The 12,792-nt window shown below is 71.8% G+C and carries 12 protein-coding genes; 4 read left to right on the top strand and 8 right to left on the bottom strand.

The features are described from left to right. Positions 1-190 precede the first annotated feature (190 nt). On the top strand, positions 191-907 hold the full coding sequence (locus AB0E77_RS01145) for a PH domain-containing protein (RefSeq protein WP_361563774.1): 717 nt from the start codon (positions 191-193) through the stop codon (positions 905-907). Positions 908-994: 87 nt separating this feature from the next. Here AB0E77_RS01145 and AB0E77_RS01140 read toward each other — a convergent pair whose 3' ends face one another. The 3 genes from AB0E77_RS01140 to AB0E77_RS01130 form a co-directional block, all read right to left on the bottom strand. Continuing rightward, positions 995-2,641 (bottom strand): phospho-sugar mutase, encoded by a 1,647-nt coding sequence (locus AB0E77_RS01140; protein WP_361563771.1) that lies wholly within the window; start codon positions 2,639-2,641, stop codon positions 995-997. A 547-nt stretch (positions 2,642-3,188) separates the two neighbouring features. Continuing rightward, on the bottom strand, positions 3,189-4,013 hold the full coding sequence (locus AB0E77_RS01135; protein ID WP_361563768.1) for a purine-nucleoside phosphorylase: 825 nt from the start codon (positions 4,011-4,013) through the stop codon (positions 3,189-3,191). A gap of 93 nt (positions 4,014-4,106) precedes the next feature. Further along, positions 4,107-4,544 carry a gamma-glutamylcyclotransferase gene (locus AB0E77_RS01130; protein WP_361563765.1) on the bottom strand — a complete coding sequence of 146 codons (438 nt, stop codon included), beginning with the start codon at positions 4,542-4,544 and terminating at the stop codon, positions 4,107-4,109. 85 nt (positions 4,545-4,629) lie between these two features. Between AB0E77_RS01130 and AB0E77_RS01125 the strand changes: the two genes are divergently transcribed. Beyond that, positions 4,630-6,078, top strand: a complete 1,449-nt coding sequence (locus AB0E77_RS01125) for an NAD(P)H-quinone dehydrogenase (RefSeq protein ID WP_361563762.1) — start codon at positions 4,630-4,632, stop codon at positions 6,076-6,078. A gap of 132 nt (positions 6,079-6,210) precedes the next feature. Next, on the top strand, positions 6,211-7,191 hold the full coding sequence (locus tag AB0E77_RS01120; protein WP_361563759.1) for a DeoR/GlpR family DNA-binding transcription regulator: 981 nt from the start codon (positions 6,211-6,213) through the stop codon (positions 7,189-7,191). A 100-nt stretch (positions 7,192-7,291) separates the two neighbouring features. On the opposite strand, the gene AB0E77_RS01115 is transcribed toward AB0E77_RS01120, so the two are convergent. Beyond that, a complete protein-coding gene (locus AB0E77_RS01115) occupies positions 7,292-9,064 on the bottom strand; it encodes a biotin carboxylase N-terminal domain-containing protein (RefSeq protein WP_361563757.1) in 1,773 nt (590 codons plus the stop codon). Positions 9,065-9,455: 391 nt separating this feature from the next. Between AB0E77_RS01115 and AB0E77_RS01110 the strand changes: the two genes are divergently transcribed. Then, the gene (locus AB0E77_RS01110) at positions 9,456-9,944 is read left to right on the top strand and encodes a hypothetical protein (RefSeq protein ID WP_361563754.1); all 489 of its coding nucleotides are present in this window, start codon (positions 9,456-9,458) and stop codon (positions 9,942-9,944) included. Here the strand turns inward: AB0E77_RS01110 and AB0E77_RS01105 are convergent. The 4 genes from AB0E77_RS01105 to AB0E77_RS01090 form a co-directional block, all read right to left on the bottom strand. Then, positions 9,913-10,533 carry a nucleoside triphosphate pyrophosphatase gene (locus AB0E77_RS01105; protein ID WP_361563751.1) on the bottom strand — a complete coding sequence of 207 codons (621 nt, stop codon included), beginning with the start codon at positions 10,531-10,533 and terminating at the stop codon, positions 9,913-9,915. The two genes, AB0E77_RS01110 and AB0E77_RS01105, sit on opposite strands and share 32 nt — an antisense overlap. Before the next feature lie 32 nt (positions 10,534-10,565). Further along, positions 10,566-10,694, bottom strand: coding sequence for a hypothetical protein (locus tag AB0E77_RS01100; RefSeq protein WP_361563748.1), 129 nt, complete (start codon positions 10,692-10,694; stop codon positions 10,566-10,568). A gap of 158 nt (positions 10,695-10,852) precedes the next feature. Next, entirely contained in the window at positions 10,853-11,062 is a 210-nt protein-coding gene (locus AB0E77_RS01095; RefSeq protein ID WP_361563745.1) for an acyl-CoA carboxylase subunit epsilon, read from the bottom strand. 35 nt (positions 11,063-11,097) lie between these two features. Continuing rightward, complete coding sequence (locus AB0E77_RS01090) at positions 11,098-12,699, bottom strand: acyl-CoA carboxylase subunit beta (protein ID WP_361563742.1); 1,602 nt, start codon at positions 12,697-12,699, stop codon at positions 11,098-11,100. Between the last annotated feature and the right edge of the window lie 93 nt (positions 12,700-12,792).

The raw sequence follows: 12,792 nt of genomic DNA, 5'->3' as shown, positions 1-12,792 counted from the left end.
ATCTACGCGCGTAGCGGCTGTACAGCCCCCGGGAGGGGTCCTGGGCGGGGCGGTGGGGTCCGCGGGGCGGTGCGGTCCGTGGTCTGGTGCGTGCGTGCGTGCGGTGCGTGCGGTGTCCGGGTGGGGTGCTCGGGGCGTTGAGCGGCACCGCGGGCGAGGGGTGGGACGGGCGTCGGGCACAATCGGCAGCATGACGACCCCGGAGCCCCAGTCACCCGCGCCCCAGCCCTCGGTACCCGAGTACAAGGACCGGGTCTACCGCTCGCTCGCGGGCATCGTCGGCGGCGTTCTGCTGCTCGCCCTCGTCGCCTGGCTCGGCATCGACGCGGTCGTGTCGGGCGAGGGGAGCACCCCGTGGAAGGCGCTCGCCGCGATGCTGCTCATCGTGCCGCTCGCCGCCGCCTACACCGTGCGGCCCGCCGTCTTCGCCAACGAGGAGCGGCTGCGCATCCGCAATCCCCTGCGCGTCATCGTGCTCCCCTGGGACCGGGTCGCCTCGCTGCGGTCCGGTTACTCCAACGAGGTCTTCGACGAGGCCGGCACCAAGTACCAGCTCTGGGCCATCCCCGTCTCGCTGCGGGCCCGCAAGAAGGCCGCTCAGCGGGAGGAGCGGCGGCTCGCCGGGGATACGCGTGGGCGCGGAGGCCGTGGTGGCCGCGGTGGGGATCTCGGTGGGGGGCTCGGTGGGGGGCTCGCGGACGAGCCGGTGCGGGCCGAGGGTGACCGGGTCATGGACGAGTTGCGCGAGCTGCTGGAGGGGTGGGAGCAGCGGGCTCCGAAGGCGGGGGCCGACGCTGTGCAGGGCGACGTCGTGCAGGGCGAGATCGTGGTGCGGTGGGCCTACGAGATCGCTGCGCCGGCAGTGGCCGGGGCCGTGTTGCTGGCGGTGCTGTTGGGTGTGGGGTGACCTCCGGGGCCGTCGGGAGAGAGAACGTTCGATGGGGTGCCGCCAGGTGCGGCACCCCATCGGTGTTCTGGGCCGGGCTGGGTCCTGTCAGATGCCCGCCGCTGTCGCCAGGTCCCGCTTCAGGGCCGTCAGCAGCTCCGTCGCCCTCGCGTGGGCCTCGGGGAGGGCGGCGTGGCCGGCGACCGGGACGACGACCTCCAGGTAGCACTTCAGCTTCGGCTCCGTGCCGCTCGGGCGGACGATGACCCGGGCGCCGTCGAGCGAGTAGCGCAGGCCGTCCGTGGGCGGGAGCGTGTCCGTGCCCCGGGTGAGGTCCTCCGCCCTCGTCACGGGCAGGCCGGCGAGGCGGTCCGGGGACTGCTCGCGCAGGCGCCGCATCGCGGCGGCGATCAGGGAGAGGTCCTCGACGCGGACCGAGAGCTGGTCGGTGGCGTGCAGGCCGTGCTCCACGGCGAGGTCGTCGAGGAGGTCGAGGAGGGTGCGGCCCTCTTCCTTGAGGACCGAGGCCAGTTCCGTGATCAGCAGCGCCGCGGTGATGCCGTCCTTGTCGCGGACGCCCTCCGGGTCGACGCAGTAGCCGAGGGCCTCCTCGTAGCCGTAGCGGATGTTCTCCACGCGGGCGATCCACTTGAAGCCGGTGAGGGTCTCCTCGTAGGGCAGGCCCGCCTTCTCGGCGATGCGGCCGAGGAGGGAGGAGGAGACGATCGACTCGGCGAACGTGCCGTGCGCTCCGCGGGTGACCAGGTGGGCGGCGAGGAGCGCGCCGACCTCGTCGCCGCGGAGCATGCGCCAGTCGGTGCCGTCGTGGACGGCGACGGCACAGCGGTCGGCGTCCGGGTCGTTGGCGATGACCAGGTCGGGGTTCGTCTCACGGGCCTTCGCGAAGGCGAGATCCATCGCGCCGGGCTCTTCCGGGTTGGGGAAGGCGACGGTGGGGAAGTCCGGGTCGGGCTCGGCCTGCTCGGCGACGAGGGCGGGCTCCGGGAAGCCGGCGCGTGCGAAGGCGGCGAGCAGGGTGTCCTTGCCGACGCCGTGCATCGCGGTGTAGACGGTGCGGGCGGTGCGGGGGGAGCCTTCGGCGAGGACGGCGTCCGTGCGGGCCAGGTAGGCGTCCAGGACGTCGTCGGTGAGGGTCTGCCAGCCGGTGGTGGGGCGGGGGACGTCGTGCAGGGAGCGGACGGCGTCGATCTCCGCGGCGATCTCGGCGTCGGCGGGGGGCACGATCTGGGAGCCGTCGCCGAGGTAGACCTTGTAGCCGTTGTCGCGGGGAGGATTGTGGCTGGCGGTGACCTCGACTCCGGCGACCGCGCCGAGGTGGCGGATGGCGAAGGCGAGGACGGGGGTGGGGAGGGGGCGGGGGAGGACGGCGGCCCTGAGGCCGGCGCCGGTCATGACGGCGGCGGTGTCGCGGGCGAAGTCGGCGGACTTGTGGCGGGCATCGTAGCCGATGACGACGAGGCCGGCCGTGTCGTCCCCGTGGGGGGTCCCCTGCTTCTTGAGGTACGCGGCGAGGCCGGCGGCGGCGCGGATGACGACGGAGCGGTTCATGCGCATCGGGCCGGCGCCCAGTTCGCCGCGCAGACCCGCGGTGCCGAACTGGAGGGTGCCGGCGAAGCGCGCGGTGAGCTCCGCGTGGTCCTCGGTGTCGATGAGCCGGGCGAGCTCCGCGCGGGTGTCCGCGTCGGGGTCCTCGGCCAGCCATGCCTTGGCCCGTGCGAGGAGGTCGTCGTGCACGTCGGTCAGCCTCTCGTGTGGATCGGTGGGGGTGGGTGGTGCGGGTGCCCGCGGTGGCCTCCGGCGGTTGGGCGGGATGCCTGCGGCGGCCTGTGCGGGTTCGGTGGGGGTGCGTGTAGCGCGTTCGGTCCGGTGGTGGGTCGGGGCCGCGCCGGGGGGTGTCCGTCCTCGGAACGGCGCGAAATCGGTCTCCTGGCAGCAGGCGGGGCGTTGACGCGCCAACCGCTGCGGGCGGACACCCCCCGACACGGCCCCTTCTCGCCGTACGCGGCTGACGGCCGCAATCCCACCGCCTCGGCTGCGGGCAGCCGCGCCGCCGTCCTAGCTGCGGGCAGCCGCCGTGCCGTCGTAGCTGCGGGCAGTCGTGCCTCCCCCCGCGCGAGCGAAGCCGAGCGTGGGGGAGGGTGGGCGCTGGGGTCCCCCTCTGGGGGAGGCAACCCGCTACGCCGGGCCGCGTCACCCACCCGCCCGGTCCGTACCCGCGCCGGGCACCTTGGCAACGCCGGGCCGAGACCCGTACCCCGGGCCGCGTGGCCCACCCAGCCCGTTACAGACGCCCCAGCACCTGCGTCAGCAGCGCGCCCATCCGCGTCGCCGAGTCGCGGCCCGCCTGGAGGACCTCCTCGTGGTTGAGGGGCTCGCCCGTCATGCCCGCCGCGAGGTTGGTCACCAGCGAGATGCCCAGCACCTCCGCGCCGGCCTCGCGGGCGGCGATCGCCTCGAGGACCGTCGACATGCCCACCAGGTCGGCGCCGATGACGCGCGCCATGCGGATCTCGGCCGGCGTCTCGTAGTGCGGGCCGGGGAACTGGGCGTAGACGCCCTCCTCCAGCGACGGGTCGATCTCCTTGCACAGGGCGCGTAGACGCGGCGAGTACAGGTCGGTGAGGTCGACGAAGTTCGCACCGACGATCGGGGAGGTCGCGGTGAGGTTGATGTGGTCGCTGATCAGGACGGGCTGGCCGGGGCGCATGCCCTCGCGCAGGCCGCCGCAGCCGTTGGTCAGGACGATCGTCTTGGCGCCGGCGGCGACGGCCGTGCGGACGCCGTGGGAGACGGCGGCGACGCCGTGGCCCTCGTAGTAGTGGGTGCGGCCCAGGAAGACCAGCGCGCGCTTGTCACCGATGGCGTACGAGCGGATCCTGCCGCCGTGCCCCTCCACCGCGGGCTTGGGGAAGCCCGGCAGGTCGGTGACCTGGAGATCGGCCTCGGGGTCGCCCAGGGCGTCCACGGCCGGTGCCCAGCCGGAGCCCATCACGAGGGCCACGTCGTGGGTCTCGGCGCCGGTGAGTTCGCGCAGGCGGGCCGCGGCGGCGTCGGCGGCGGCGTACGGGTCGCCCTGGATGTCGTCCGGAAGAAGAGATGCGTTCACGCCGAAGAGGGTAGCCGGTTTACGCCTACGCGCGTAGATGACGGAGCTCACGGGATTGAGTTCGGCGATTTGTGGTTTCTGACGAGGTGCGGCTCAGCAGGGGCGCTTGCGGAGTTCCATCACGTAGTCGTGGGGTGCGCCCGCCGACTCGGCCGCGTCGGCCACCTCGCCCAGGTACCGGGCGGAGGGCAGACCGCCCTCGTAGGCGTTCAGGACGTACGTCCAGGCGCCCTCCTCGCCGTCCAGCGTGTGGACCCGCACGCGTGTCCGGCGGTATATGTCCATGCCCACGCCCTCCCAGCGGTCCAGCGAGTCCTCGTCCATCGGGGCGACGTCGTAGAGCGCCACGAAGACCTGGGAGAGCGGGTCCTCGACCAGGGTCGCCAGCGCGCCCTCCCAGCCCATGTGCTCGCCCCCGAAGGTCAGCCGCCATCCGTTCAGCCAGCCCGTGGCGCGCAGCGGCGAGTGCGGGGCGCGGCGGGTCATCAGCCGGGCGTCGAGATTGCCGGCGTATGCGGCGTAGAGCGACATGGGGAGAGCGTACGGCAGGCGTCCCGGGCGTCGCTGTCGTCACAGACGTGCCCCCGGGCGGCCTCACCCGGAGCGGTGCGGGACAATGGAGGACGTGACTCGGATCGTGATCATCGGTGGCGGACCCGGCGGATATGAAGCGGCCCTGGTGGCCGCGCAGCTCGGCGCGGAGGTGACCGTCGTCGACTGCGACGGTCTGGGCGGGGCGTCGGTGCTGACCGACTGCGTGCCGTCCAAGACCCTCATCGCCACGGCCGAGGTGATGACCACCTTTGATTCCTCGTACGAGGAATTGGGGATCATCGTCGCCGATGACACTCCGCCCATGGAGCAGGCCGCCCGGGTGGTGGGCGTCGATCTGGGCAAGGTCAACCGGCGTGTGAAGCGGCTCGCGCTGGCGCAGTCCCACGACATCACCGCCTCCGTCACGCGCGCGGGCGCGCGGGTCATGCGCGGGCGCGGACGGCTGGAGGGCATGCAGGCCCTCGACGGGTCGCGCAAGGTCGTGGTGCGTGCCGCCGACGGCAGCGAGGAGACGCTCACCGCGGACGCGGTGCTGATCGCGACCGGCGGGCACCCGAGGGAGCTTCCGGATGCGCGTCCCGACGGCGAGCGGATTCTGAACTGGACCCAGGTGTACGACCTGGACGAGCTGCCCGAAGAGCTGATCGTGGTCGGATCCGGTGTGACCGGTGCCGAGTTCGCCGGTGCCTACCAGGCGCTGGGGTCCAAGGTGACGCTCGTGTCGTCGCGCGACCGGGTGCTGCCCGGCGAGGACCCGGATGCGGCGGCTGTGCTGGAGGACGTGTTCCGGCGGCGCGGGATGAACGTCATGGCGCGCTCGCGCGCCCAGTCCGCCAAGCGCGTCGGGGACCGGGTCGAGGTGACGCTCGCCGACGGGCGGGTCATCACCGGGTCGCACTGCCTGATGGCCGTCGGCGCCATCCCCAACACCGAGGGGATGGGCCTCGAGGAGGCCGGGGTCAAGCTCAAGGACTCCGGGCACATCCGCACCGACCGGGTGTCCCGGACCTCGGCTCCCGGCGTGTACGCCGCCGGTGACGTCACCGGCGTCTTCGCGCTGGCCTCGGTCGCGGCGATGCAGGGGCGGATCGCCATGTACCACTTCCTCGGCGACGCGGTCACGCCGCTGAACCTGAAGACCGTCTCGGCGAACGTCTTCACCGACCCCGAGATCGCCACCGTCGGGTACTCGCAGGCCGACGTCGACAGCGGCAAGATCGACGCCCGGGTGGTGAAGCTGCCGCTGCTGCGCAATCCGCGCGCCAAGATGCAGGGCATCCGGGACGGCTTCGTCAAGATCTTCTGCCGGCCCGGTACCGAGATCGTCGTGGGTGGTGTGGTCGTGGCGCCGCGTGCCTCCGAGCTCATCCATCCGATCTCGATCGCCGTCGACAACAATCTGACGGTCGAGCAGATCGCCAACGCCTTCACCGTGTACCCCTCGCTCTCGGGCTCGATCGCCGAGGTGGCGCGGCAGTTGCACACCCGGAAGGCCAACGGGGAGGGCTGACCGGCGCTCGGTCACGGGGAGTTGCGGGTGGCATAGGCCCGTATACCACTTCCGTCCCTGGTGTGCGAACAACTTCTGTTATTCGGCGCATACTGCTGAAAGCAGACGGTCGTTGGGGTTACTGTCAGTTTCGTGTTCGCTGCAGAACGTCGTCAATTGATCCTCGAAATGGTGCGAGCGAACGGGGCCGTGTCGCTCCGTGAACTCGCCCGCGTCGTCCAGACCTCCGAAGTGACCGTGCGGCGGGACGTGCGCGCACTGGAGGCAGAAGGACTCCTCGACCGCCGGCACGGCGGTGCGGTACTGCCGGGCGGATTCACGCGAGAATCCGGCTTTCCGCAGAAGTCCCATCTCGCGACCGCCGAGAAAACGGCCATCGCCGATCTCGCCGCGGGTCTCGTCGAGGAGGGCGAGGCCATCGTGGTGGGGGCGGGGACCACGACGCAGGAGCTGGCGCGCCGGCTCGCGCGGGTGCCCGGGCTGACCGTCGTCACCAACTCGCTGCTGGTGGCCCAGGCCCTCGCACACGCCAACCGGGTCGAGGTCGTGATGACCGGCGGCACCCTGCGGGGGTCCAACTACGCCCTGGTCGGCAGCGGCGCCGAGCAGTCCCTCCAGGGGCTGCGGGTGTCCAAGGCGTTCCTGTCCGGGAGCGGTCTGACGGCGGAGCGGGGCCTGTCCACGTCCAACATGCTGTCGGCCTCCGTCGACCGCGCGCTGGTGCAGGCCGCCGCCGAGGTCGTCGTCCTCGCCGACCACTCCAAGCTGGGCACGGACACCATGTTCCAGACGGTGCCGACGGAGCTCATCACCCGGCTCGTGACCGACGACCCTCCCGGCCACGACGACCGTGCGGCCACCGAGCTCCAGGCCCTGGCCGACCAGGGCGTGCAGATCGCCGTGGCCGGGGCGTCGGGGGGTGCGGCCGGCGCGGGAAACCCTCCGGCCGGGGCTGACGCGACCGCGGCACGTCAGCAGCGCCGGGACGTGCCGCTGCCCGGCCCGCGCCGTCAGGTCCCCGGCACGGGGACGGCGCTGCGGACGGCCACGGCCCTCGGTGAGCCGGGCGCCGGGAGCGAGCGGGCCCGCGTCGCGGATCTGCGCCGGCGCTGAGAGGACCGCAGGGTCCGCGGCGTCCCCGTGAACGACGGGGCGCCCGGCGGACCGTGAGAGGTGGTCCGCCGGGCGCCCCGGTGGTGCTGTGGTGCGGGTGTCAGTCCTTGATCTCGCAGATCGCGGCGCCCGAGGTGATGGACGCGCCGACCTCGGCGCCCAGGCCCTTGACGGTGCCGGACTTGTGGGCGTTGATGGGCTGCTCCATCTTCATCGCCTCGAGGACGACGATGAGGTCACCCTCCTGGACCTCCTGGCCCTCCTCCACCGCGAGCTTCACGATCGTGCCCTGCATCGGCGAGGCGAGGGTGTCGCCGGAGGCCGCCGGGCCCGACTTCTTCGCCGCGCGGCGCTTCGGCTTGGCGCCGGCCGCCAGGCCGGTGCGGGCCAGGGACATGCCCAGCGACGAGGGGAGGGACACCTCCAGGCGCTTGCCGCCGACCTCGACGACGACCGTCTCGCGGCCCGCGTCCTCGTCCGCCTCGGTGTCGGCGGGGGCCGCGAAGGGCTTGATCTCGTTCACGAACTCCGTCTCGATCCAGCGGGTGTGGACCGTGAAGGGGTCGGTCGAGCCGGTCAGCTCCGGCGCGAACGCCGGGTCGCGGACGACCGCGCGGTGGAACGGGATCGCGGTGGCCATGCCCTCGACCTGGAACTCCTCCAGCGCGCGGGCGGCACGCTGCAAGGCCTCCTTGCGGGTGCGGCCGGTGACGATCAGCTTGGCCAGCAGCGAGTCCCAGGCCGGGCCGATGACGCTGCCCGACTCCACGCCCGCGTCCAGGCGGACGCCGGGGCCGGTGGGCGGGGCGAAGGTGGTGACGGTGCCCGGTGCGGGCAGGAAGCCCCGGCCCGGGTCCTCACCGTTGATGCGGAACTCGAACGAGTGGCCGCGCAGCTCCGGGTCGCCGTAGCCGAGCTCCTCGCCGTCGGCGATACGGAACATCTCGCGGACCAGGTCGATGCCGGCGACCTCCTCGGTGACCGGGTGCTCCACCTGGAGGCGGGTGTTGACCTCCAGGAAGGAGATCGTGCCGTCCGCGCCGACGAGGAACTCGACGGTGCCGGCGCCGACGTACCCGGCCTCCTTCAGGATCGCCTTGGAGGACGAGTACAGCTCCTCCATCTGGGCGTCCGACAGGAAGGGGGCGGGGGCCTCCTCCACCAGCTTCTGGTGGCGGCGCTGCAGCGAGCAGTCACGGGTGGAGACGACGACCACGTTGCCGTGCTGGTCGGCCAGGCACTGGGTCTCCACGTGGCGGGGCTTGTCGAGGTAGCGCTCGACGAAGCACTCGCCGCGGCCGAACGCGGCCACCGCCTCACGGACCGCCGAGTCGTACAGCTCCGGCACCTCTTCGAGGGTGCGGGCGACCTTCAGACCGCGTCCGCCGCCGCCGAAGGCCGCCTTGATGGCGATCGGCAGGCCGTGCTCCTTCGCGAAGGCCACGACCTCCTCCGCACCCGAGACCGGGTCCGGGGTGCCGGCGACCAGCGGGGCACCGGCGCGCTGCGCGATGTGCCGGGCGGCGACCTTGTCACCCAGGTCGCGGATGGCCTGCGGCGGCGGGCCGATCCAGATCAGACCCGCGTCCAGGACCGCCTGCGCGAACTCGGCGTTCTCCGAGAGGAAGCCGTAGCCGGGATGGATGGCGTCCGCGCCCGACTCGCTCGCCGCCTTCAGTACCTTGGCGATGTCCAGGTAGCTGGTGGCAGGGGTGTCACCACCCAGGGCGAACGCCTCATCAGCGGCGCGGACATGCAGAGCGTCCCGGTCCGGGTCCGCGTAGACGGCCACGCTCGCGATCCCGGCGTCCCGGCAGGCCCGGGCCACGCGGACAGCGATTTCGCCACGGTTGGCGATGAGCACCTTGCGCACGATTGAGGCTCCCTCCTTGAAACAAGCCGAGTTTAGGGACTGCCGACACGGCACTTCGACCCGTCCCCAATGGTGAGCTTGCCCACACGGAGCGTGATTCGAGGCTCGCTCGACCCGCGAAATCCCTTGCAGTACCGCGATACGCAGGACTCCTCGGGCAAACCCTAGCTCCCCGATGTGGCCAAGGTCTCTGTGAGAGCGTGCTGCGGGCCACTCCGTTTCTTTGTGGAGTCCCTACGAATGGCCCAATGATTCTTTGCCCGCGCCGGACCCCTTGTCGCGAGGTTTACCCGTTAGTAGCGTTCGGGTCGTCTCGAACGTACTTGGGGTAACAGCCGTACTGGAGCAACAGCTGTCCTGGGCGGCAGCGGTCGGAAGTGGGTGGGGACCGGTGACGGTGCGCAGGCCGGTGGCGTGGATCGTGGCGATCGTGCTGTTCGCGGAGGCGCTCGGCGTCGTCGCGCTGAACTGGTTCCTGGGGATCGTCGTGGACCGGCAGGACATGTCCCTGGCCGGTCTCGACCCGGACATGATGTCCGTGTCCTCCAAGATCGGCGGCGTCGTCTTCGGTCTCTACTTCGCGCTCTGCGGGCTGGTCGCCCTGCTCGTGGCGCTGCGCGACCGCCGCCCCGCCGGCCTGGGGCGTGTCCTGCTGATCAGCGCGGCCGTTGTGCACGGGCTGCTCGGTGCCTTCAGCTGGGGCCTGGTGGGCTGGAGCGCCTTCCTGTTCATGCTGCTCGTCCTCGGGCTCATCGTGCTGCTGCTGATGACCTACGACGGCGGGGAGACGCCCGCTGCCGGGCCCGCCGGGCCGGTCGAGGACGGCAAGGGTGGTGACGGTTCGCCGGTCAGTCCTCCGCCGGCGCCCACAGCTCCGTGATGCCGACCCCGAGCTCGGCCAGCAGGCGCCGGACGAGGGGCAGGCTGATGCCGATCACGTTGCCGTGGTCGCCGTCGATGCCGTCGATGAACGGAGCCGAGCGGCCGTCCAGGGTGAAGGCCCCGGCGACGTACAGCGGCTCGCCGGAGGCGACGTAGGCGGCGATCTCCTCGTCGGTCGGCTCGCCGAAGCGGACGACGGTCGACGCGGTGGCCGAGACGTGGCGGTTGGCGGCGGTGTCCCAGACGCAGTGGCCGGTCTGCAGCGTGCCCGACCGGCCGCGCATCGCCTTCCAGCGGGCGGTGGCCTCCTCGGCGTCCGCCGGCTTGCCGAGGGCCTGGCCGTCCAGGTCGAGCACCGAGTCGCAGCCGATCACCAGGGCGCCGTACACGTCGGGCCTGGCGGCCACCACGGACGCCTTGGCCTCGGCGAGCGCGAGGGCCAGCTCTGCGGGGGTGGGGGCGGTCACGGCGTCCTCGTCGACGCCGCTCACGAGCACCTCGGGGGCCAGGCCGGCCTGGCGCAGCAGCCCCAGCCGGGCGGGGGACTGGGAGGCGAGGACAAGACGCCTGCGGCGCTGAGCAGTCATGGGGCCAGGTTAGCCACCCGGGCGGGGCCGGCTCACCTCAGGCCGATCACGATCATCGACAGCACCATGGCCATGGCCAGGAGAACGCTCAGCCTCCGCAGCATGTGCTGCATGTCGCGCAGCTCTTCGGGCGGCTCGTTCTCGGGGTCGGACCACAGCATGCCACCAGCGTGCGGCTTGGCGGCGCGGGGCGCCTGAGTAGGCGTACTCAGATGGGCGCCCCGCGCTGTGTGTGATGCGTTGCGTTGTGTCGTGCCTGTCCTGCGGTGCGCGTCCTGCGGTGCGTGTCCTGCGGTGCGTGTCCTGCGGTGCGTTCTTCTCAGCTGGGCCAGTACGTGCGGCCCCACGACGCCGGGCCCGGCTGGGGCAGCGTGCGGATCGCGATGCGGGACGGGTCGGCCCACGCGTCGCGCGGGAGCTCCGCGCCGGACGGCTCGGCCTGGGCCGTCACGGCGCGCGCCCTGACCACCGCCAGGGCGGCGGCGAGCTCCTCGGGGGTCGGGTTGCCCCGTACGACCTTGATCGTCACAGCGGCTCCTTACAGGCTCAGAGGGCTCGATGGGCTCAGAGGGGGATGTTGCCGTGCTTCTTCGGGGGCAGGGATTCCCGCTTGGTGCGCAGTTGACGCAGGCCGCGGACGATGTGGCGGCGGGTGTCGGACGGCATGATCACCGCGTCTACGTAGCCGCGCTCGGCCGCCGTGTAGGGGTTGAGGAGGGTGTCCTCGTACTCCTGGATCAGGCGGGCGCGGACGGCTTCGACGTCCTCGCCGCTCGCCTCGGCCTCGGCGAGGGTGCGGCGGTGCAGGATGTTGACGGCTCCCTGGGCGCCCATGACGGCGATCTGGGCGGTGGGCCAGGCCAGGTTGAGGTCGGCGCCCAGGTGCTTGGAGCCCATGACGTCGTAGGCGCCGCCGAAGGCCTTGCGGGTGATGACCGTGATGAGCGGGACCGTCGCCTCGGCGTAGGCGTAGATCAGCTTGGCGCCGCGGCGGATGATGCCGTCGTGCTCCTGGTCGACACCCGGCAGGAAGCCCGGGACGTCCACGAAGGTGATCACGGGCACGTTGAAGGCGTCGCAGGTGCGCACGAAGCGGGCGGCCTTCTCGGACGCGGTGATGTCCAGGCAGCCGGCGAACTGCATCGGCTGGTTGGCGACGATGCCGACCGGGCGGCCCTCGACGCGGCCGAAGCCGGTGACGATGTTCGGCGCGAACAGCGGCTGCGTCTCGAAGAACTCGGCGTCGTCGAGGACGTGCTCGATGACGGTGTGCATGTCGTACGGCTGGTTCGCCGAGTCCGGGACGATCACGTCCAGCTCGCGGTCCTCGTCCGTGACCTCGAGGTCCGCCTCCTCGGGGAAGGCGGGGGGCTCGGAGAGGTTGTTGGACGGCAGGTAGGACAGGAGCTGCTTGACGTACTCGATCGCGTCCTTCTCGTCGCCGGCCATGTGGTGCGCGACGCCGGAGGTGGAGTTGTGGGTGCGGGCGCCGCCCAGCTCCTCGAAGCCGACGTCCTCGCCGGTGACGGTCTTGATGACGTCGGGGCCGGTGATGAACATGTGCGAGGTCTGGTCGACCATGACCGTGAAGTCGGTGATGGCGGGGGAGTAGACCGCGCCGCCCGCGCACGGACCGACGACCAGGCTGATCTGCGGGATCACGCCTGAGGCGTGGGTGTTGCGGCGGAAGATCTCGCCGTAGGCGCCGAGGGAGGCCACGCCCTCCTGGATGCGGGCGCCGCCGGAGTCGTTGATGCCGATGACCGGGCAGCCGGTCTTCAGCGCGAAGTCCATGACCTTGACGATCTTCTGGCCGTAGACCTCGCCGAGGGCACCGCCGAAGACGGTGAAATCCTGGGAGAACACGGCGACGGGGCGGCCGTCGACGGTGCCGTAGCCGGTGACGACGCCGTCGCCGTACGGGCGGTTCTTGTCCAGGCCGAAGTTGGTGGACCGGTGCTGGGCGAACTCGTCCAGCTCGACGAAGGAACCCTCGTCGAGGAGGAGTTCGATGCGCTCACGGGCCGTCAGCTTGCCCTTGGCGTGCTGCTTCTCGACGGCGCGTTCCGAACCGGCGTGCGTAGCCTCCTGGATACGGCGCTGTAGATCCGCGAGCTTGCCCGCGGTCGTGTGGATGTCAGGCTGCTGCTCTTCCGGCTCGGACATCGGGATGCGGCTCCCTGCCTGCTCAAAAGGGGGGACGGTTACTCATCCGTAGAGTAGTGGGGGGGCCTCCGTTCGGCAGTGCGGTGTTTCCCA

It is taken from the genome of Streptomyces sp. NPDC032940, assembly GCF_040636935.1.
Classification (GTDB): Bacteria; Actinomycetota; Actinomycetes; order Streptomycetales; family Streptomycetaceae; genus Streptomyces.
The sequence above is the reverse complement of the archived record's forward strand: the minus strand, read 5'-3'. Positions and strand labels throughout refer to the sequence as shown.

What these genes read in the sequence shown, in the direction of transcription:
- AB0E77_RS01145 (WP_361563774.1), top strand. Translation starts at nt 191, where the DNA reads ATGACGACCCCGGAGCCCCAGTCACCCGCGCCCCAGCCCTCGGTACCC.
- AB0E77_RS01130 (WP_361563765.1), bottom strand. Translation starts at nt 4,544, where the DNA reads ATGTCGCTCTACGCCGCATACGCCGGCAATCTCGACGCCCGGCTGATG.
- AB0E77_RS01125 (WP_361563762.1), top strand. Translation starts at nt 4,630, where the DNA reads ATGGAGGACGTGACTCGGATCGTGATCATCGGTGGCGGACCCGGCGGA.
- AB0E77_RS01105 (WP_361563751.1), bottom strand. Translation starts at nt 10,533, where the DNA reads ATGACTGCTCAGCGCCGCAGGCGTCTTGTCCTCGCCTCCCAGTCCCCC.
- AB0E77_RS01100 (WP_361563748.1), bottom strand. Translation starts at nt 10,694, where the DNA reads ATGCTGTGGTCCGACCCCGAGAACGAGCCGCCCGAAGAGCTGCGCGAC.
- AB0E77_RS01090 (WP_361563742.1), bottom strand. Translation starts at nt 12,699, where the DNA reads ATGTCCGAGCCGGAAGAGCAGCAGCCTGACATCCACACGACCGCGGGC.